Annotated in this window: 15 protein-coding genes; 10 read left to right on the forward strand and 5 right to left on the reverse strand. The window is 68.5% G+C overall.

Annotated features, from left to right (window positions below):
- Positions 1–99: 99 nt before the first annotated feature.
- Together gltE and LXT21_RS00790 are read right to left on the reverse strand one after the other, a co-directional pair.
- Positions 100–1560 (reverse strand): adventurous gliding motility TPR repeat lipoprotein GltE, encoded by a 1461-nt coding sequence (gene gltE / locus LXT21_RS00785; protein ID WP_254036169.1) that lies wholly within the window; start codon positions 1558–1560, stop codon positions 100–102.
- The gene (locus LXT21_RS00790) at positions 1560–5141 is read right to left on the reverse strand and encodes a tetratricopeptide repeat protein (protein WP_254036170.1); all 3582 of its coding nucleotides are present in this window, start codon (positions 5139–5141) and stop codon (positions 1560–1562) included. Before LXT21_RS00790 ends, gltE begins: the two co-directional genes overlap by 1 nt.
- Positions 5142–5422: 281 nt before the next feature.
- On the opposite strand from LXT21_RS00790, the gene LXT21_RS00795 reads away from it, so the two are divergent.
- The 3 genes from LXT21_RS00795 (at position 5423) to cutA (ending at position 7514) form a co-directional block, all read left to right on the forward strand.
- A complete protein-coding gene (locus LXT21_RS00795; RefSeq protein WP_254036171.1) occupies positions 5423–6085 on the forward strand; it encodes a hypothetical protein in 663 nt (220 codons plus the stop codon).
- A gap of 58 nt (positions 6086–6143) precedes the next feature.
- A complete protein-coding gene (locus LXT21_RS00800; RefSeq protein ID WP_254036172.1) occupies positions 6144–7106 on the forward strand; it encodes an ATP-binding protein in 963 nt (320 codons plus the stop codon).
- A gap of 81 nt (positions 7107–7187) precedes the next feature.
- On the forward strand, positions 7188–7514 hold the full coding sequence (gene cutA, locus LXT21_RS00805; RefSeq protein WP_254036173.1) for a divalent-cation tolerance protein CutA: 327 nt from the start codon (positions 7188–7190) through the stop codon (positions 7512–7514).
- Here the strand turns inward: cutA and LXT21_RS00810 are convergent.
- Positions 7509–10178 carry an ATP-dependent Clp protease ATP-binding subunit gene (locus LXT21_RS00810; protein WP_254036174.1) on the reverse strand — a complete coding sequence of 890 codons (2670 nt, stop codon included), beginning with the start codon at positions 10176–10178 and terminating at the stop codon, positions 7509–7511. The two genes, cutA and LXT21_RS00810, sit on opposite strands and share 6 nt — an antisense overlap.
- A 248-nt stretch (positions 10179–10426) precedes the next feature.
- Between LXT21_RS00810 and LXT21_RS00815 the strand changes: the two genes are divergently transcribed.
- Positions 10427–10867 carry a hypothetical protein gene (locus tag LXT21_RS00815; protein ID WP_254036175.1) on the forward strand — a complete coding sequence of 147 codons (441 nt, stop codon included), beginning with the start codon at positions 10427–10429 and terminating at the stop codon, positions 10865–10867.
- A gap of 9 nt (positions 10868–10876) precedes the next feature.
- Here the strand turns inward: LXT21_RS00815 and LXT21_RS00820 are convergent, their stop codons facing one another.
- Entirely contained in the window at positions 10877–11269 is a 393-nt protein-coding gene (locus LXT21_RS00820; RefSeq protein WP_254036176.1) for a LysM peptidoglycan-binding domain-containing protein, read from the reverse strand.
- Between the two features lie 405 nt (positions 11270–11674).
- Between LXT21_RS00820 and LXT21_RS00825 the strand changes: the two genes are divergently transcribed.
- The gene (locus LXT21_RS00825; RefSeq protein WP_254036177.1) at positions 11675–13312 is read left to right on the forward strand and encodes a right-handed parallel beta-helix repeat-containing protein; all 1638 of its coding nucleotides are present in this window, start codon (positions 11675–11677) and stop codon (positions 13310–13312) included.
- Positions 13313–13364: 52 nt separating this feature from the next.
- Here the strand turns inward: LXT21_RS00825 and LXT21_RS00830 are convergent, their stop codons facing one another.
- Positions 13365–14558 carry an aspartate kinase gene (locus LXT21_RS00830; protein ID WP_254036178.1) on the reverse strand — a complete coding sequence of 398 codons (1194 nt, stop codon included), beginning with the start codon at positions 14556–14558 and terminating at the stop codon, positions 13365–13367.
- Positions 14559–14785: 227 nt separating this feature from the next.
- Between LXT21_RS00830 and LXT21_RS00835 the strand changes: the two genes are divergently transcribed.
- From LXT21_RS00835 to hppD, 5 genes are all read left to right on the forward strand, one after another.
- Positions 14786–15508, forward strand: coding sequence for an ABC transporter ATP-binding protein (locus tag LXT21_RS00835; RefSeq protein WP_254036908.1), 723 nt, complete (start codon positions 14786–14788; stop codon positions 15506–15508).
- A gap of 42 nt (positions 15509–15550) precedes the next feature.
- Positions 15551–16357 (forward strand): ABC transporter permease, encoded by an 807-nt coding sequence (locus LXT21_RS00840; protein ID WP_254036179.1) that lies wholly within the window; start codon positions 15551–15553, stop codon positions 16355–16357.
- A gap of 31 nt (positions 16358–16388) precedes the next feature.
- A complete protein-coding gene (locus tag LXT21_RS00845) occupies positions 16389–17948 on the forward strand; it encodes a GldG family protein (protein ID WP_254036180.1) in 1560 nt (519 codons plus the stop codon).
- Entirely contained in the window at positions 17945–19402 is a 1458-nt protein-coding gene (locus LXT21_RS00850) for a DUF4340 domain-containing protein (protein ID WP_254036181.1), read from the forward strand. The genes LXT21_RS00845 and LXT21_RS00850 overlap by 4 nt, the downstream gene beginning before the upstream one ends.
- A 216-nt stretch (positions 19403–19618) precedes the next feature.
- Positions 19619–20695 (forward strand): 4-hydroxyphenylpyruvate dioxygenase, encoded by a 1077-nt coding sequence (gene hppD / locus LXT21_RS00855; protein ID WP_254036182.1) that lies wholly within the window; start codon positions 19619–19621, stop codon positions 20693–20695.

The raw sequence follows: 20695 nt of genomic DNA on the forward strand, positions 1-20695 counted from the left end.
CCGTTCCACACCGTGTGTCCACTGACGCGGACACCGCGAAGGTTCGCATCATCGCCCCGGGGCCCGCCACAGCGAAGGCACCCGGGGACGTCCCAACTTTCACAGCAGGTCGTCTTCCGGCTCACCCGGCTCGGAAGGATCCGCCGTGCCTGCATTCTTCTTCTCCGCGGGCGCGGGAGCAGGTGCGGGCGACGGGGGTGGAGTCCCACCCGCGGGCGTGGCCTGCGCGCCCGTACCGGAGCCAGCCGCCGGAGCCACGGCGCCACCCGGAGGCGGGGGCGCGTTCTTCTCCTGGTTCTTCTTCTCCGCGGCCTGCATCTGGGTCTGCTGCTGCTTCTGGAGCTCCTCCATCTTCTTCGCCTGCTGCTCGGCCATGGAGGCCTCGCGCTTGGCGTTGACGATGGTCTCCGCCTCACGCAGCAGCCCGAAGACAGGGGACTCACCGGAGAGCCCCACGCCGTCACCCGCCATGGCCACGTACTTCTTGTAGAGCTCCACGGCGCGCTCGGGGGCGTCCTTCACCTTGTGCAGGATGATGGCGCGGTTGAGGCTCACCGCCGCCAGCTCCGGATCCAGCTTCTCCGCCTCGTCGTACTCCTGCATCGCCTTGTCGTACTGACCCTGGCCCTTGTAGGAGAGGCCCAGGTTCAGGTGCGCGGTGGCGTTCTTCCCATCCGCCTGCAGGATGCGGCGCAGGTGCTCCTCAGCGCCGGGATAGTCCTCCGCGTCGAGCGACAGCTGGGCCAGCTCCACGTGCGAGGGGACATAGTCCTCGCGCGCCTCGAGCGCCTTCTTGAAGGACAGCCGAGCGTCGTCCGCGTTGCCCTCGCGCAGCTGGATGATGCCCACCAGGTGGTGCAGCTCCGGGTCCGCGCCGTCCAGCTTCACGCCGCGCAGCGCCACCAGCTTCGCCATGGAGAGCTGCTTGCGGTCCAGGTAGCTGCGGATCATCACCTTCAGCGCGGTGGTGGACGCGGGGTCGCGCATCAGCGCGCCGCGCGACAGCTCCATCGCCTTGTCGTGGTCGTTCTGCTGCCGGTAGATCTCCGCCAGACGGGCGCGCGACTGCGCGTCATCCGGGTAGCGCTGGAGGACCTCCTGGTAGAGGGCCACCGCGCCGGCCACGTTGCCCGCGTTCTGCTCCATGACGGCCAGGTTCTCCGACGCCTGGCGCAGCGAGGGCTTCTTGGTGAGCGCGGCCTTGTAGCGGGCCTTGGCCTCTGTGGTGTTGCCCTGGCGCTCGGCGATGACGCCCAGGTTGTACTCGGCCTCGGCCAGGTTCGCGTCGGACTCCAGCGCCGACTTGAACTTGCGCTCCAGCGCCGGGTAGTCGAACGCCTTGGCCTTCTTCTGCGTGTCGAAGGACTTCACCGCGTCCTCGAAGCGGGCCTTGGCCGTGTTCGAGATGGGCGGCGGCGGCGCGTCCGACGGCGTCTTCGCGATGGGGCCCTTGGACGGAGCCGCGGGGCCGGTGGCCTTGGACGAGGAGCAGCCGGCGGCGATGAGCGCCGCGGCGGCCAGCAGGGGGAACAGGCGCATGGTACGGGTCGTCCGGTTCATTAGAGGAAGTCCTCCGGCTCCTCGTCGGCGCCGCCCGTCTTGGCGGGCTTGGTGCCGTCCGGGGTGGAGGCGGTGGACTTGGTGTCCACCTGGGTCTCGGTCTGCGAGCGCAGCTGCGCGGTGAGGTCCGTGAGGTCCTCCTGCAGCGTCTCCTTCTTCTTGACCTCGGCCACCGCGGTGGGCGCCGGGGGCGGCACGTCCTGGATGCCCGCCAGCACGTCACCACCGATGAGCTGGCTGCGGCTCTTCAGGGCGACCTTCTCCTCGTGCATGTCCGGGTAGCGGTCCGGCTGGTACGTGGTGCGCAGCATCTTCAGCGCCTCGGCGGCGCAGTCGTTGAAGACGTCCAGCTCGCGGCTCTTGGCCACCGTGGCGGCGAAGGCCTCCGTGGCCTTGTCCTTGAGCGGCTGGGCCTGGTTGGAGAACTCGTCGCGCAGCGCCTGCTGGGACTCCTCATCCAGGCCGCGCGGCATGGGCGCGTTGGTGACGCGGTCGGCGAAGTGGTCATACGCCAGGCCGATGCGGTTGAGCGCGCACAGCGACGGCTCGGGCGCGCCCAGGGCCACCGTCTGCACGTACTTCTTCTCCACCACCTGCAGCGCGCGGCTCTTGTCCTGGATGCTGGCGCGGAAGCGGTCCGGCGACGGCGGCGCGCCCCAGGCCAGCTTCAGGCGCTTGTACTCGGCCCAGTCCGGCTCCACGCCCAGGAAGTGCGCCTGCGCGGCGGTGGCCAGCGCGGGCTTCTCCAGCGTGCCCTGCACACGGCGCGGCAGCTGGTCGAAGTGCTCGCCCACGCGCTTGTACATGCGCACCACGTCGCGCGTCTTGTTCATCTTCTTGTACAGGTCGATGATGCGACCCTCGGCCGTGAGGAACTTGCTGGCCGAGCGCATGTTGTCGCGCTCGTACTCCTCCAACATCTTGATGGCCTTCATCCCCGCGCCGCTCTTGCCGGTCAGGTCGATGATGGACAGCCGGATATCGTCCGCGTCCTTCGCCTTGGGCCACAGCTCCAGGTAGCGCTCGCGGTTCTTCAGCGCGGCCTTCGTCTGGCCCAGGCCCTCGCGGTAGGTGGACGCGTTGAACAGCGCCACCTGCGCCTTGGACTCGTCCCACTTCTGCACCACGGCCGGCTTGTCGTCGCCGCCGCCCTTCTTGGCGCCCTTGGCGTTCTTGCCGCGCGCCTTGGCGCTGCCGCCGCCCTTCTCCCCCACGCTGCGCTCGTAGCCCTTCACGTACAGCTCGTACGTGGTCGCGGCCTGCTCGAAGTCGCCGATGGCCTCCAGCGCCTCCGCGTTCGCGTAGATGGAGTCCGGGACGTACTTGGAACGGGGGTACTGCGCGAAGAGCCGGGCGCGGACCTCGATGGTCTTATCCAGCATCTTGGCTTTGTAGTAGTCGACGGACGCGTTGTAGAGCGCCAGGTCGGCGATCTCCGTCTGCGGGAAGTCGTGCACGAAGTTGAGGTACGCCTCGGCCGCCTTGGCGAACTCCTTCTTCTCCTCCAGCTGGCTGACCAGCTTGAAGGACGACTGCTCGATGAGCTTGGCCAGGTCGTCGCGGAACTTGCCCGTCGCCAGCTTGTCGTTGGCGTAGAAGCGGCGCGCCCACTCGTTCACCTTCGCGAAGTCCTGCAGCAGGTTGTACGAGTCCAGGATGAGGTTGGCGCTGATCTCCGCCGCGCGCGAGCCGTCCTCGAACTTGTACTCGGGGTAGCCGAGCGCGATTTCGCTGAAGCGCAGCACCGCCTCGTCGAAGTGGTTGTGGCGGTAGTAGATGTTGGCCGCCTTGAAGGCGATCTCCACCCGCTTGTCGCCCTTGGGCACGTACTTGAGGTAGCGCTCGCACGCGTCCAGCAGCGCCTTCTTCAGCGTGGGGATGGTGGCCTTCTTGGTGATGTCCGAGGACACACCCTCGCTCTTCGCCTCGCCGCGCGACTCGGCCGTCTTCACGACCTCGTCGTAGGCGAGCACCGCGTTGTAGGCGGCGTTCTGCAGCCACTTGCCCGGCTTGCCCGGCTTGGGCTTGCCCTTGTCGTCCTTGGCCTCCAGCACCTTGGCGTCCTGCAGGACGACCAGCGTGTAGTTGGCGGCGGACTTCTCGTAGTTCTGCAGGTTGTCGTTGAGCAGCTCCGCCCAGAAGAAGCGCAGGTCATACGCCTTGGGGTTGTCCGGGAAGAGCGTGAGGTAGTCGCTGTAGACGGCGTCCGCGTAGCGGAACGTGTCCTCGTTGCGCGTCTTCTTGCCCTCGTTGTGCCAGGTGACGGCCAGGTTGGACAGGGTGCGCTCGGACAGCTCCTTCGCCTCGGCGAGCAGCTTCTTGTCCTTGTCCTCCTTGATGACGCCGGAGCCCTCGACCTCCTTCATGATCTTCACGAGCCGGCGCACCTGGGCCACGGTGCGCTCCTTGTTGCCCATGCGCAGGATGCAGTCGACGATCTTCCCCTGGAAGCCCGGCGCCTCGGGCGACAGCGGCTTCTCCTTGATGAGGGAGTTGAAGGTCAGCGCCGCTTCGCGGTCCTTGCCGTCGCCGTAGTACATGTTGGCGAGCTGCTTCATCATCGTGAAGCGATCATCCGGATTGGACGCGACCTTGCCGAAGTCCGCGCGCGCCTGGGCCACGTCACCCTGATGCGCGTACGCGCGCACGTAGTCCGTGCGGGCCTCGCGCACCAGCGAGCCACGGCCGCTCTTGCCGCCGTCCTTCTCCACCGCGTTGGCGCCGGCGAGCTCACCGTAGAGCACCACCGTCTTGAACTTGTCCTTCGCCGCCTCGTAGTCGCCCAGGTTGTAGTGGCACCAGCCCTGCTTGTAGAGGGCGAACGCGTACACCTGGCTCTCGGGGAACTCGGCGGCCTTCTTGTAGGCCACCAGCGCCTTCTCCAGCTCCGGGCGCTTGCCCTTGGAGTTGTTGAAGTAGTACTCGCCGAACGCCAGGTAGGCGTCGGGGATGAACTTGGACGTCGGGTGCTTCTCCACCAGGCGCTTGAAGGCGACGAGCGCCTTCCTGTCCTGGCCCTCTTCCATCAGGTACTGACCGAGGAAGAAGAGCACTTCGTCCGTGCGCTCGAACTTCGGGTGCTCCTGGACGATCTTCGTGTACTGCTCGACAGCGAGCTTGCCGTACTCCTTCTGCTTGAGGACGAGCTCGGCCTTCTCCGCCTTGGCGCGCTGCTGGCCCGCGGCGTCGTTGGCGTTCATCGCCTTGAGCAGGTCGTCGTCCTTGCGGTTGGCCTCGAAGAAGTAGAACTTCGATTCCTCCCAATAGAACTCACCCAACCGGAACAACAGGCTGGGGACCTCCTTCGGGTCCGGCGACAGGGAGATGATCTTCTTCAGCGAGGCGATCTGCTCGCGCCGCTTGGAAGCCACCTGGAACTCGACGCCGAGACGGAACTGGTCGTACTGGAGCGCGGGAGCGACTTCTTCCTTCTTCTTCTCGCGCGTGATGTCTCCGGCAAGGGACTTGTCCACCGCGGTGGCGGACTTCCTGCCGAGGTCGGCGTCACGCGGCGCTTTCTTCTCCTGAGCGGCGGAGGCCGTGGCCAGGAGCACGAGGCAGACGAGGAGCGAACGGCGCATGGTCTTCCTAAGCGGGGGGGACCGGCGTCCCCGGTTGCTTGCCAGACAGCCAAGTGGCCGGGAATCTTCGGGAATTTCCATTCGGGGAGAACCACTATGCGCGGTTTCCAAGGGCAGGGTCAACCCTGACTGGCTGGCCGCTCCAGAAGTGGAAAGCATGCCGGCAAACTTCCAGAACGACTGTGAAAAGGACGACAAGGTGGTTGCCTTGTCGGACCCACCGGGTATGGGGGAGCGGACGGCCGGCTGTCCGGTCGCCCTGCTGGGAGTCGTGCTGGATCATGAGCCTGTTGCCGGAGAGCGCCAGCTTCGAGGAGCTGGTGCAGGACTACTTCCTCGCGGTGCGTGGCGCGGGGCTCATGTTGTCGGCGTTGGACACGGAGCTGCTCACGGCGTGGGCGCGGGAAGGCGTGCCCTTCGAGGTGGTGGCGCGAGGCATCTCCCGCTCCGCTGAGAAGGCCCTGTGGGATGCGCGTCCGGGTGAGCCGGTGCTGCGCAACCTGCGCGCATGTCGGCGGCAGGTGGACGCGGAGATCAAGAAGTACCGCTCGCTGGCGGCGGGCGCGGGCATGGCCGCGGAGCCGGAGGCCCCCTCGCGACGTCGCAAGGCGCTGTCGTGGGAGCAGACCCGACACGCCCGGCTGGTGGACGCGCTCCAGGACCTGGCGGGGCGGGAGTCCCTGCTGGCGCCCCGGGTGGCGTGGCTGCGCGGGACGGTGCTCGCCCGGATTCCGGAGGAGCCCTCGGCGCTGGATGCCCAGGAGTCCCTGAGCTTCCTGGTGCTCCTGCGCGCCCTGCCCTTCCCACAGCGGCGCCAGGTGTGGCGTGACGCGCTTTCGGTGGGTACCGAACAACAGGTGATGTCCGTGCGCGCGCGGAAGCTGTCGCGGCGCTTTCGCCTGGTGGCGGCGGTGCGGCGGCGACTGGGCGTGAAGGAAGTCTGAGAAGCACCCGACACTGCTCGTGCGTTCAGTTCACGAGGCGACGGGGAAGGGCTCTGCTATGGCGATGCGCGAGACGGGTGTGGGAGCGAAGGTGGGCGGCGACGGCTGCCGTGTCTGTGCTGGCCGGACGTACGTCATCGAACGGCAGGGAGACCAGGCCCAGGCGCGCGTGTGCGTGTGTTCGGAGAACTGCTCCGTCTGCGAGGGACGGGGTCATGTGCTCGTCGAGCGCGAGAACGTGTTCAGCCAGAAGGTGGGCCCCAAGCGCTACGAGGTGATGGAGCCGTGCACGTGCACGCGGCGGCGCAAGCGCGTGGCGAACTACAACGAGGTGCGGCTGCCCGGCGTGGTGGCGCATGCGTCGTTCGACAACTACCGGGCCTTCAACGAAGCGCAGGACCGGGGGCGCGGCGTGGCGATGCACTTCGGCCACCAGTACGTGAAGGGCGCGACGTCCAAGGGCTTCATCCTGAGCGGGCCTGTCGGCACGGGGAAGACGCACCTGCTGGCGGCCACGCTGGGCCACCTGGTCATCGAGGTGGGCGCGCGGGCGCGGTACGTGGAGATCTCGCTGCTGTACGCCACCATCCGGCGCGGCTTCCAGGAGGGCAAGAGCGGCGGGGAGATCATCGGCCCGCTGTCGGAGGTGGAGGTGCTGGCCATCGACGAGCTGGGCAAGGGGCGCGGCAGCCCCTTCGAGATGGAGACCCTCGATGAGCTCATCGCCCGCCGGTACAACGCGGGGCGCACCACGCTGTTCGCGACGAACTACTCGCTGGAGCCGGAGAAGAAGCAGCGCGCCAACGGGCCCACGGGTTACCGGACCACGGAGGACGCGCGCGCCACGGTGAAGGACTCCGAGCTGCTGCGTGAGCGCGTGGGCGAGCGCATCTACAGCCGCCTGTGCGAGATGTGCACCTTCGTGGAGCTGCCGAGGGACACGCCGGACCGACGGCGCACGCGTCAGGAGATGGACTCGCTGCACAACCCGCCCCCCGGAATGCGCAGCGCGGGCCGGTGAGGTCTCCAGGTCGGAGCCGTGATGTCCGGCTCCGGCTCACGACAGTGGACGCGCCCACGTGTCCTTTGCGTCAATGCGCGGATGACCGACGCCATCCTCGTCCTCGTCACCGCGCCCTCCGCCGACAAGGCCGCCGAGCTGGCGCGAAGTCTCGTGGAGGCGCAGCTCGCCGCGTGCGGCAACATCCTCCCCGGGCTTCGCTCCATCTACCGCTGGGAGGGCAAGGTGCAGGACGAAGCAGAGGCGCTCATCCTCTTCAAGACGCGCGCCTCGCTCTTCGACGCCCTGCGCTCGCGAATCGTCGAGCTGCACCCCTACGACGTCCCGGAGGTGCTCCGCTTCGACATCGCCGATGGCCATGCGCCCTACCTGGCCTGGATTCTCGACAGCACCCGCGCGCCGTCATGACGTCGCCGGCGTCGGCTCAGGAGCAACAGAGACACCGGCATCCGCGGTGAAGACGAAGTGCCCGTCCTGGAAGTCGACGAGGATGCGCTGGCCCTCGCTCACCGTGCCTCGGAGCAGCATGCGGCTGATCTCCGTCTCCAGCTCCCGCTGGATGACGCGGCGAAGCGGCCTCGCGCCGTAGCGCGGCTCGAAGCCCCGCTCGGCCAACGTGTCGCGCGCCGCATCCGTCAACTCCAGGCGCAGGTTCTGCCCGTGCAGCTTGCGGCGCGTGGCCTCCAGCATCGTGTCGACGATGCGCCTCAGCTGCGTCGGGTTGAGCGGATGGAAGACGATGATCTCGTCGATGCGGTTGATGAACTCCGGGCGGAAGTGGCCGCGCAGCGCATTCATCACCGCCTCACTGGCGCGCTCACGACCCGTCTTCTCCTCGTCCTCCGAGCGCTGGAAGCCCAGCGCGGCCCTCGCGGCCCCCATCGCCTCCGAGCCCAGGTTGGACGTCATGATGATGACCGCGTTCTTGAAGTCCACGGTGCGCCCGCGTGAGTCCGTGAGCCGGCCGTCATCCAGGATTTGCAGCAGCAGGTTGAACACGTCCGGGTGGGCCTTCTCCACCTCGTCGAACAGCAGCACCGAGTAGGGCCTGCGCCGCACCGCCTCCGTCAGACGTCCCGCCTCCTCGTAGCCCACGTACCCGGGCGGCGCGCCGATGAGGCGGCTCACCGTGTGACGCTCCTGGAACTCGGACATGTCCAGGCGGATCATCGCGGCCTCGTCGTTGAACAGGTAGTCGGCCAGCGCGCGCGCCGTCTCCGTCTTCCCCACGCCCGTGGGCCCCAGGAACAGGAACGAGCCGATGGGGCGGTTCGGGTCCTTCAGGCCCGCGCGGGCACGACGCACCGCCTCGGCGATGGCCCGGAGCGCGTCCTCCTGCCCCACCACGCGCTGCTTCAGCGCGTCCTCCATCTCCAGCAGTCGCTGGCTCTCCTCCTGCTGCAGCTTGCGCGCGGGGATGCCCGTCCACTCGCTCACCACCGTGGCGATGTCCTCCGGCGTCACGGAGGGCTCGGTGACACCGCGCTTCAATTGCCACTGGGTCCGCAGCCCCTCCAGCTCGGTGCGCAGGGTCTCGATGTCACCCTTGAGCCGGCTGGCCTCCTCGTAGTGCTCCCCCGCCACCGCGGCGCTCTTGTCCTTCTCCTTCTGCTCCAGCATCGCCTCCACTTCGCCCAGGCGGTCCGGCGCCGTGCGCGCGCCCAGGCGCACCATGGCCGAGGCCTCGTCGAGCAGGTCGATGGCCTTGTCCGGCAGGAAGCGGTCATTGACGTACTTGTCCGACAGCTCGACGGACGCCGTCAGCGACGTGTCCAGGATCTTCACCCGGTGGTGCGCCTCGTACGCGTCACGCAGCCCGCGCAGGATTTCGATGGCCTGCTCCGGCGTGGGCTCCGCCACCATGACGGGCTGGAAGCGGCGCTCGAGCGCGGCGTCCTTCTCGATGTTCTTGCGGTACTCGTCCAGCGTCGTGGCCCCCAGACACTGGAGCTCGCCCCGCGCCAGGGACGGCTTGAGCAGGTTGGACGCGTCCACCGCGCCCTCCGCGCCGCCCGCGCCCACCACCGTGTGCACCTCGTCGATGAAGAGGATGATCTGCCCCTTGAGGGCGCGAATCTCATCCATCAATCCCTTGAAGCGCTCCTCGAACTCGCCCCGGAACTTCGTGCCACCCAGCACGCTGCCCAGGTCCAACGACAACACACGCTTGTCCTTGAGCACCTCCGGCACGTCCCCGGAGATGATTCGCTGCGCGAGCCCCTCCGCGATGGCCGTCTTGCCCACGCCCGGCTCGCCGATGAGCACCGGGTTGTTCTTCGTCTTGCGGCTCAAGATGCGGATGACGCGGCTGATCTCCTTCTCGCGGCCGATGACGGGGTCCAGCTCCCCGGCCCGCGCGAGCGCGGACACGTCCCGCGTGAAGCGCGTGAGGTTCGGCGGCAGACCTCCTCCTCCCTGACGGGCTCCGCCACCCGGAGTGGGCGTGGCCGGGCCACCTATCGAGGCCATCAGGCGCTTGCGCAGCTCGTTGACGTCGACGCCCGAGAGGAACTGCGCGGCGAAGCTCTCCGCCTCCATCAGGATGCCCAGCAAGAGATGCTCGGGGCCGATGAAGCTGTGCCCCATCTGCAGGGCCTGGAGCCGCGCGATTTGAAGCACGCGCTTGACGCCGGACGACAGCGCGACGACGGCCGCCTTCCGAGGCTCGCGGCGCGGCATCACCGCGTCCAGTCGCGTCTCGAACTCGTCCACGGGCGCGCCCAGGTGCTTGAGCGTCTCGCGCAGCTCTGGCACCGAGTGCAACAACGACAACAGCAGGTGCTCGATGCGCATCCGCTCATAGCCCGAGTCGAGCGTCATCCGCGCCGCGCGCTCCAGCACCTGCTGCGCCATCTCCGACAGCTGCGTGAGCAGGTTCTCCCGGCTCCGGGGGCGCGGCCCCATCAATTGCTCGATGAGGCTCTCCAGGCTGCCGAAGCCATTCGCTCCAGCCAGTCCCACGCCCATCGCGCTCGCGCAGTGGTTGCAGAGCTGGAGGGTCGTCTCCTGTCCCTCCATCCGCTTCTTGAGCTGGACCGCGGCCGGGCGCGTTCCACAGTTCTGACACAGCATGGTCGACGACCTCCGCGCTCCACTCCCTCGGGCAAGCTAGGAACGGAAGCGAGCGCGGTCGCGGCCCCGAGCGGGCATGCGGACGAGGCCCCCTCCTGCTCCTCGGCGGGAGGTCACGCCTGGGCGCATCCCCTCGTCCTCCAGGACGTTGCCCCCGGATGAAGCCGGCCGCAGATCTTCCCTTCGAGTCGAGCGCAAGAGAACATCGGTCCGAGCGCTCATGCCCCGCGCTCCGTGTCCGGAGAGCCATGGTGCGTCCCCTGTCCTTCCCAGCCCGTCCCGCACGTATCGCGCTCCTGGGCGCCACGGTGCTGTGTGCGTGTACTTCGGGGCGTGTCGCGACGCGGGACGAGGGCACCGAGCGCATCGCGGCCATCATCGGGACACCGGAGCGCGAGGAGCCCATCCCCGAGGGCCTCGTCTTCGTGCCGGACACGACGCCGCTGCCCGAGGAGGACTCGCTCGCCCTCAACGACGAGCCCGCGCCGCCCCCTCGTCCAGAGAGGGTGGACCGTGGGTTGCCCTGGGCGCCCTACTCCGCCGGACCGATGCTCGGCATGTGCACGCGGCCACCGCACGGGGCCATCCTCCCGGCCCCCGTGCCTCCGGCGTGTCTGCTGGCGCCAGGCTCCATCCGCTTCCACCTCACGCCCAGGCCCGGCGGCAGCATCCCGGGCCTGTTGCCCTGACGGACTCCGTCAGGCCGTCGCAATCGTCTTCGGCGGGAGCTTGAGCTTCTGGCCCACCTTGATCTTGTCCGGGTCCGTGAGCTGGTCCTTGTTGATCTCGAAAATCTTCGGGTACAGCTTCGCGTCCCCGTAGATGTCCTTGGCCAGCTTCCCCAGCGTGTCGCCGGACTTCACCGTGTAGAGGCCATACGGCTCCGCGTTCGTCACGGTGAGGTTGACCATGATCTCCTGCTGCCACTTCGCGTGCTTCGCCTTGATCTGATCCCAGATGCGGTCGCGGTCCCACGCGTAGTCCACCGAGCCCTTGAGGATGAGCTTCCCGTTCTCCTCTCGGGACTCGACCTTCGCGCCAACCGTCTTCGCCACATCGAGCACGTCCTGATAGTCGTTCTGCAGGGCCATGGGCGCTCCTCCTGTCGGGTCCGGTCGCACGATGTCCACGCATCGGCCAGCGTGCGAGGCAGCGCACTGTAGGCACGCCCGCCTCGCCCCCTGTCTCGCCCTCCAGGCCCTCGTGTTCGCCGCGCAACGGACACCGTCGCCCGTGACTGCTTCGTCGCTCGACGGCAGGCCTGTCGAGCCACTGCCGCCCGTCAAGTGGACGAGCACGAGTGACGTTCCATCCGCGCGGCGCTTCGTGGTACCGGAATGGACCGAGCCACGGCCCTCCTTCACCAGTGCTTCTCGCGCGGGAAGGAAGACAGGTCGCCTGCTTCACGAGGGAACGGACGGCGCGGGGAGGCAGAATAGCGCTCGCCCTCCCGGACGTTCATTGGCTCGCTCAACCCCCAGAGGAGTCAACCCCCCATGTCCACGCTGCGCAGCCTGTGCCTCATCGGAGCTTTCTCCGTGGGAGGCCTCGCCTGTACCGGAAACACGGAGTCCACCTCCCCATCGGGCGCCATCCCCAGCCCCACCCGCCCCACCCTCCCGTCGACCGGAAATCCCCAACAACCCGAGCCGGACCCCACGCCCCCCGTCACGGAGATTCCGACGCCCTCTCCGACGACGCCCACCACTCCGGACACGCCCGCACCCGAGGCGCCCAGCGAGCCCCAGTACTCCCGCGAGTGGTTCGTGAGCCCGTCCGGCAACGACACCGCGGCAGGCAACGCGTCGAGGCCGCTGCGCACCATCTCCAAGGCCATCACCCTGGCGGGACCGGGCGAAATCATCCGCGTCCAGGCGGGCACCTATGCGGAGAAGCTGGTGTTCGACTCCAGCGTGCGCGCCGGCACCGCGAGCGCGCCCATCACGCTGCGCGGTGAGGGCAAGGCGAAGCTCGTCCCCACGTCGGGGGGCTGGTACATGGCGCTCGTGCAGCGGCCGAACTGGCGCATCGAGGGCTTCGAGTTCGACGTGCGCGGCCAGCGCCAGGTCGCGGTGACGTTCGCCGGGGACACGCAGGGCACCGTGCTGGCGAACAACGACCTGCACCACGGCACCTTCGGCAGCGGCATCAGCACGGACGCCGGCGCGCGCGGCATCACCATCGAGAACAACCACATCCATCACTTCGCCCAGGGGACCACCGACTCCCACGGCGTCGTCATCGCGCCCACGTCGAAGAACATCACCGTGCGCGGCAATGACATCCACGACAACTCGGGTGACTCCGTGCAGTGCCTGGGGCCCGAGGGCTTCAGCAACGACGCGCCCGCGGCCGGGGTCCTCATCGAGGGCAACGACATGTATGACAACCGCGAGAACGCCGTGGACATCAAGACGTGCCACGACGTCACGGTGCGGGGCAACCGGATGCACGGCTTCACCAAGTCCTCCACGTCACGTGGCGAGGCGGTGGTGGTGCACTACTCCGCGAAGAACATCACCATCGAGGACAACGACATCTCCGAGTCCTCGCTGGGCGTCGCCATCGGCGGCAACCGCTTGAATGCCCCGCCCACCAACGTGTCCATCCGGCGCAACCGCATCTTCAACCTGAAGACGCCCGAGGGCTCCGCCATCCGCATCGAGAACGGCGTGGACGTGCGCGTGCTGCACAACACCGTGACGGGGACGAACGGCTTCGCGCTGGTGCTCGGCCACGGCACGGGGGGCAACTCCACCAACGTGGCCGTGCGCAACAACATCTTCGACACGAAGAACGCGGTGCACCTGGGCCACAGCGCGCCGGGCCTGAAGATGGAGTCCAACCTCTACCGGCCGGGCGCCAACTTCACGACGGGCAACTTCTTCGTCCCCGAGCTCTCGTGGGTGGGGACGCTGTTCGCCGCGTGGAAGCAGCAGGAGGGCCAGGACGTGACCTCCATCGAGGCGCTCAACGCGCTGGTCGACGCGGACTCGCTCGAGCCCGGACCGGGCGCGGTGGACAAGGGCATGGACCTGGGCCTGCCCTACTGCGGCGCCGCGCCGGACGTGGGCGCCATCGAGTCCGACTGCCCCACCGCCATCCAGACGGCGACGGCGGAGCTCACCGAGTAGTTTGGGGTGAGGACCTCCCACGCGCGTCGTCGCGTGGGAGGCTTCTCCAGGGCTACGCGCCGAGCAGCTCGCGGTGCAGCCTCGCCGTCAGCGGCTTCAAGTGCGGCTTGTCGACCAGGAGCGTGAGCTGGAGCGGAGACGTGTGCGCCGCATGCACCTTCGCGCCCAGCTCCTCCGCCGCCGCCAGCGACTGACGCAGGGGCGCCCAGTCCGCGTTGAGGCCCACGCCCACGCACGTGACGGTGCCCAGCTCCTCGCGCCACGTCACCGCCGCGCCGAAGCGCGTGGCCAGCTCCTTGCGCAGCGCCTCCGGCCCGTGGATGTCCGCCAGCGGCACCAGCAGGTACGAATGCCCGGCGCCGCCCGTCAGCCCGTCGTACCCGAGCGAGCGGCCTCGCACGCCCCGGGCGTCGAGGAACTCCAACAACTCCGCCAACGCAACCGTGGAGCCCGCCGCGAGCACCGCCAGCTCCGCGTCCGCGGTGACGCCCTTGATGCGACTGTCCGACGGCGCGGTCAGCTCGCGCACCACCGTGCCGCTGCCCTCCGCATGCGCCGTGCGGGCGAGGATGGCGATGCCACGCGACTTCGCCCACTCCACCGCCTGCGCGTTGAGCACCTTCGCGCCCGCGCTCGCCAGCTCCTGCATCTCGTCGTAGCTGAGTGACTCCAGCTTGCGCGCGTCCGGCACCACGCGCGGGTCCGCGCTGAAGATGCCATCCACGTCCGAGTAGATTTCACACGCCTCCGCCTCCAACGCCGCGGCCAGCGCCACCGCCGTCGTGTCCGAGCCGCCACGCCCCAGCGTGGTGACCTCCTTCTTGTACGACACGCCCTGGTAGCCCGCGACGATGACCACCTTGCCCCGCGCCAGCTCGTCGTGGATGCGGTAGGGCCGCACCTCCACGATTCGCGCCTGCGCGTGCGCGTCCGTGGTGATGATGCCGCTCTGGCTGCCCGTGAAGCTGATGGCCGGCACCTCCATCTCCTGGAGCGCCATGGACAGCAGCGCCATGGAGATGCGCTCGCCGCACGTCAGCAGCATGTCCAGCTCCCGCCGCGCGGGGTCCGGGGACACCTGCTTGGCCAACGCCAGCAACTCGTCCGTGGTGTCGCCCATGGCGCTCACCACCACCACCACCTGGTACCCGGCGTCGCGCTTGTCCTTCACACGGCGCGCCACCTTGCGAATCTTCTCCACGTCGGCCACCGACGAGCCGCCGTACTTCTGGACCACGATAGGCATGAGCGTCTCACTACCCTTCTTGGGCGTGTCCGGGGAACCACACCGGAGCGGAGTCTTGCAGGAGCCCGGCCAGCGAGGGGAAGCACCCAGGCCACTCGCCGGGCGTCGCCTTGACACCCCGAAGACCCCTCCTATAGTCGGCGGCGGTTCTGCCCGGGCCGTCCGAGACACACCTCCACGGCCGGCGGCCCAGGTCGAGCACGTCTTCCTGGAGCCTCCCCATGGCGATGATCGAGGTGCAGCACCTCACCAAGCGGTATCGCGACCGCGTGGCCATCGACGACCTCACCTTCAGCGTCGAAGAGGGCGAAATCCTCGGCTTCCTCGGGCCCAACGGCGCGGGCAAGTCCACCACGATGAAGATCCTCACCGGCTTCCTCCCCGCCTCGGAGGGGGTGGCCCGGGTGGGCGGGTTCGACGTCCACCAGCATCCGCTCGAGGTGAAGCGCCGCATCGGCTACCTGCCGGAGACGCCGCCGCTCTACCCGGAGATGACCGTGGAGAGCTACCTGCGCTTCGTCGCCTCGCTCAAGCGCCTGCCCTCGCGTGAGCAGAAGACCGAGGTCGAGCGTGTGGCCGCCCTCACCGGCGTCACCCAGGTGTTGGGCCGCGTCCTCGGGAACCTGTCCAAGGGCTACAAGCAGCGCACCGGCATCGCCCAGGCGCTGCTCGGCTCGCCGCCGGTGCTCATCCTCGACGAGCCGACGGAGGGACTCGACCCCGCCCAGCGCGCCGAGGTGCGCGCGCTCATCAAGGGCCTCGCGGGCAAGCACACCGTCATCCTCTCCACGCACATCCTCCCGGAGGTGACGATGACGTGCCAGAAGGTCCTCATCCTCCACCAGGGGCGCATCGCCGCGTACGACGACCTTGGCAAGCTGGCCGGAACCCAGGGCACCGCCGAGAGCGCGTCGCTGGAAGAAGTCTTCATCAAGCTGACCGCCGCCTGAGCGCGCGCCTTTCGTCCCCCTTCCAAGGAAACCCGTCGGCCCATGCGCATCGCCCTGGCCATCGCTCGCAAGGAGCTGTCCCTCTACTTCACCACCCCGTGGGCCTATGGCGTCTTCACGGCGATGGTGGCGCTCTCGTCGTTCTTCTTCGTGGGCCTGCTGGAGCGCTTCCAGCAGGTGCAGGAGATGGCGCGACGCACGAGCTGGTCCCAGCTGCCCGAGGACTTCACCGCCTACCGCAACCTCACCGACGGCGTCGTCGTGCAGCTGTGGGGCATCGTCATCATCATCACCCTGTTCGTCGCCCCCTTCCTCTCCATGCGCCTGTTCGCGGAGGAGAAGCGCAACAAGACCTTCGAGCTGCTGATGACCGCGCCGGTGCGCCCCATCGAAATCGTGCTGGGCAAGTACCTGGGCGGCGTGGGCATCATCTGCGCGACGCTGGGCCTCACGCTCGTCTTCCCCGTGGTGCTCTCCGCGTTCGGCAAGGCGGACTCCGGCACCGCGCTGGAGTGGTCCACCGTGCTGCTGGGCTACGGCGGCATCCTCATGTGGGGCGCCACGTGCATGGCGGTGGGCATGTTCATCTCCGCGCTGACGGAGAGCCAGATGCTCGCGGCCTTCCTCACCTTCGCGGTGCTCTTGCCGTGGATGCTGCTGTCCGGCGTGGCGCAGGGAGCCGAGGAGCCAGCGCGCTCGGTGCTGATGTACCTGTCCTTCGACGCGCAGCTGCAGAACCTGCTCAAGGGCATCCTGGACGTGAAGAGCTTCGTCTTCTTCGCCTCCGTCATCGTCTTCTCGCTGGTGCTCACGCACCGCACCGTGGAAGCGCGACGCTGGGTCTCGTGAACCGCCCCCACGTGAAAGGCCATCCCCGGACATGAACGCGACCCTCATCGGCAGGTACCTGGGCGCCTTCGGGCTGCTGCTCCTGGTCTCCAGCCCCTTCACCCTCTTCGTCACCTCCGGCAGCCCCATCGCCTCGGGGGTGAAGGCGGGCGTGGGCCTGGTGCTCGTCGGCGTGTACCTGGCCACGAACCTGAAGCAGTTCGGCCAGCTCGCCACGCGCAAGTCGAGCACCTTCTTCATCACCTCCGTGCTCACCGTGCTCGGGGTCCTGGGCGCGCTCGTGGGCATCAACTACGTGGCCCACCAGCAGGCGCCCCAGTGGGATTTGACGAAGGAGCGCATCCACACGCTGGCGCCGCAGACCATCGCCACGCTGGGCACGATGCCGGAGAAGGTGAAGGCCATCGGCTTCCTGCCCCCGACGCATGAGTCCTACGCGCTGCTGGAGACGCTCTTCCAGCGCTACCACGCGGAGGCGCCGGCGAAGTTCGAGTACGAGTTCAAGGACCCGCGCCGCTCCCCCGAGATGGCCGCGAAGTACCAGCTCAAGGAAGGTCAGGCGAGCGTGGTGCTCGCGCGCGGCGAGTCGCACACGACGCTCGCCGCCGTGTCCGAGCAGGACCTCACCAACGCGCTCATCAAGCTGGGCGCGGTGGGCACCCAGCGCGTCTACTTCATCACCGGGCACGGAGAATGGCCGCTCGACAAGGATGAGGCCGCGCCCTCGGACCCGGGAGGCTCGCTGTCCGAGCTGCGCCGGCAGCTGCTCCAGGAGGGCTACGCCGCGGAGGCCATGTACCTGGTGGGCACCACGGACATCCCTCGCGATGCCTCGCTCGTGGTCATCGCGGGCGCCCGCGTGCCGTACACGCAGCCGGAGGTGGCCGTGCTGCGCAAGTACCTCGCGAGCGGCGGACGGCTCGTGTACTTCACCGACGCGGGACTGGTGGATGGCCTGGGCGAGCTGCTCGCCGAGCACGGCATCCTGGTCGACGACGGCGTCGCGGCGGATGCGCAGTTCAACAGCGGCAACCCGTATGTCGTGCTGTCGCCCTTCTACAGCACCCACGCCATCGTCGCGCCGCTCAAGCAGCGAGGCATGAACGTGGAGCTGCCCACGCCGCGCAGCCTCACCGTGCTGCGCGAGGGCATGGCCGGGGGCGTGCACGTGGAGCCGCTGGTGCACACCTCGCAGCACGGCTGGGTGGAGACGAAGCCCGACGAGAACGCGGTGCCTTCGGATGGCGAGAAGACGGGCCAGCTCACGCTCGCGGCCGCCATCACCCGCGACACGAAGGACGCCGCCGACAAGCGCTTCGATGAGGCGCGGCTCGTGGTGGTGGGCGACTCGGAGCTGCTGTTGGACCCGAACTGGGGCCACGAGCCCAATCGCAACCTGGTGATGAACACGCTGGGGTGGACCTCCAACCAGGTGAGCAAGGTGACGATGCGACCTCCGGACCGCGAGGTGTCCACGCTGGAGCTCGACACGGATGCGATGGACCCCATCCGCTTCATCTCCACGGACCTGATTCCCCTCTCCATGATGGGCCTGGGGCTGGCCATCTGGCTGACGCGGCGGAACAAGTGAGCACCTCGCGCGGAGGACTCGTCGCGCTGCTCGTCCTGGGCACGGCCGCATTGCCCGCGTGCAAGGAGTCCGGGCCGCGCGAGCCTCGGCAAGGCGCGGTGGCCGAGCAGCTCTTCGCGCCTCCACCAGGGACGACGAGCAAGGACGCGGCGCCCGTGTTCACCCGCATCACCGTGCGCGCGCAAGGTGACACCACCGAGCTGGAGCGCGGGCCGGAGGGTTCGTGGCGCATCGTCGCGCCCGTGCAGGCTCGCGCGGAGCCGGCGGCCGTGGAGGCGCTGCTCGAGACGCTGGAGCGCTCGAAGTCGAGCACCTTGGTGGCCGAGGCCCCCACCGACGCGGACCTGAAGAAGTACGGGCTCGATTCGCCCGTGTTCACCGTGACGGCCCAGGCCCAGGTGTCGGGCTCGCCGCACACGGTGACGCTGCATGGCGGCGTCGAGAACACGTTCGATGGCTCCGTCTACGTGCGCCGCGAGGGAGACCCCAAGGTGTACGCCGCGCAGGGCTCCGTGCGGTGGAGCCTGGACAAGGACACCTTCGCGCTGCGCTCGAAGGAGCTGCTCGGCGAGCTGGAGGCCACCGCGCTCTCGGGCGTCGAGGTCCGCGCGCGGACGCACACCTACGTGCTGGAGCACGAGAAGGGGACCTCGCGCTGGCGGCTGACGAAGCCTATCTCCGAGCGCGCGGACGAGGCCCGGGTGTCCGCGCTGCTCAAGGCGCTGAAGGAGCACCGCGCGCTCTCCTTCCCCAAGGACACACCGGAGACTCGCAAGAGGCTCGGTCTGGAGACGCCGCTGGTGGACGCGCGCTTCACGCGAACCTCGGGCGACACGGTCCGCATCCGGATGGCGCAGGTGATGGAGGACGGAGCGCCTCGCTTCCACGCGCTGCGTGAGCAGGGCTTCGTCGCGACGCTGGCCGAGGTGCCCGAGGGCGCGCTCGACGTGCTGGACGTGGATGTGCTCGAGCTGAAGGACAAGCACGTGCTGAGCTTCCGCCGCGAGGACGTGCGGCGCGTGGTGTTCCACCCGGGCGGAGGCGCGCCCGCCATCATCCTGGTCAACGCGTCCGAGGGTGACGGCGGCACCGAGTCCTGGCAGGTGGAGTCGCCCGCGAAGGGCAAGGCGCAGCACTTCCGCGTCGTGTCGCTGCTGCGCGCGCTGGGCGCCATCAAGGCGACGAGCTTCGGTGAGGCGAAGCCCCGCAGCTGGGCGAAGTACGGCATCGACGACGCCTCGCGCGGCGCGGTGCTGCTGGGCGCACAGGGACAGGAGTTGGCCCGACTGTGGCTGGGCGCCGAGGTCCCGGAGTCCTCCGAGCTGCGCTACGCCCGAGGCTCCGGCCCCGAGGTGATGGAGGTCTCCGTCGAAGGCCTCGCCCTGCCCCAACGGGCCGAGGACCTGATGGACGCCGCGCCCGCGACAGAGCCCGCCAACGCACGCGGTCCGTGAGGGCGCACACGCCCGCATCGTGACAATCCACTACGTCGGAAAGGTGACGCGACGCGCCGCCGGCTTTGACGCGCGCCTCGCGCACATTCGCGCGCGGCTCCCCTCGGGAGATGGTGCGGACCGCTGACATTCTCTGGCAATCCTTTGTGCTTTCCTCCTCCCCCGCCCCTCCCTACCTTTTGGTCACACTCGTAGATGATGTTCGGAGGCAGTGTCATGGCGACCACGGCGGAAAACCCGATTGGGCTGAATGGCTTCGAGTTCGTGGAGTTCACGAGCCCCGCGCCCGAGGCGATGGTGGCGCTGGTGGAGAAGCTGGGCTTCACGGCCTACGCCAGGCACCCGACCAAGGCACTGGTCCGCTACAAGCAGGGCGACATCAACCTGCTCATCAACCAGGAGCCCACCGGCCAGGCCGCCGAGTTCCGCGCCGAGCACGGCCCGTCCGCCAACGCCATGGCCTTCCGCGTGGCCAACGCCCGCGCCGCGTACGAGCTGGCGCTGGAGCGTGGCGCCGTCGCCGCGGACCCCGCCGTCAGCTCCCTGGGCGAGGGCTTCTATGTCCTGCAGGGCATCGGTGGCAGCCTGCTGTATCTCATCGACCGTCACGGCCCCGCCGGCACCCTCTATGACTCCTGGGTGCAGATTCCCGGCGCCGCCGAGGCCGAGGCGAAGAACAGCGTGGGCCTGGAGTCGCTGGACCACCTGACGCACAACGTGCGCCGGGGCCAGATGCGCACCTGGTCGACCTTCTACAACCGCATCTTCGGCTTCACCGAGCAGAAGTACTTCGACATCAAGGGCCAGGCCACGGGCCTGTTCAGCCAGGCGATGATCGCCCCGGACCGCGCCATCCGGATTCCGCTCAACGAGAGCCAGGACGAGAAGTCCCAAATCGAGGAGTTCCTGCGCGAGTACAAGGGCGAGGGCATCCAGCACCTGGCCCTGTCCACCCAGGACATCTACGCCACCGTGGAGAAGCTGCGCGCGCGCGGCGTGGACCTGCAGGACACGCTCGAGGCGTACTACGACCTGGTCGACAAGCGCGTGCCCAACCACGGTGAGGACCTGGAGCGGATGCGCAAGAACCGCATCCTCATCGACGGCAACGAGCAGGAAGGCCTGCTGCTGCAGATCTTCACCAACAACCTGTTCGGCCCCATCTTCTTCGAGATCATCCAGCGCAAGGGCAACGAGGGCTTCGGCAACGGCAACTTCCAGGCCCTGTTCGAGTCCATCGAGCTGGACCAGATCCGCCGCGGCGTCATCAAGGTGGAGAAGTCCCGGAAGTAG

The organism is Myxococcus guangdongensis (genome assembly GCF_024198255.1).
GTDB classification, from domain to species: domain Bacteria; phylum Myxococcota; class Myxococcia; order Myxococcales; family Myxococcaceae; genus Myxococcus; species Myxococcus guangdongensis.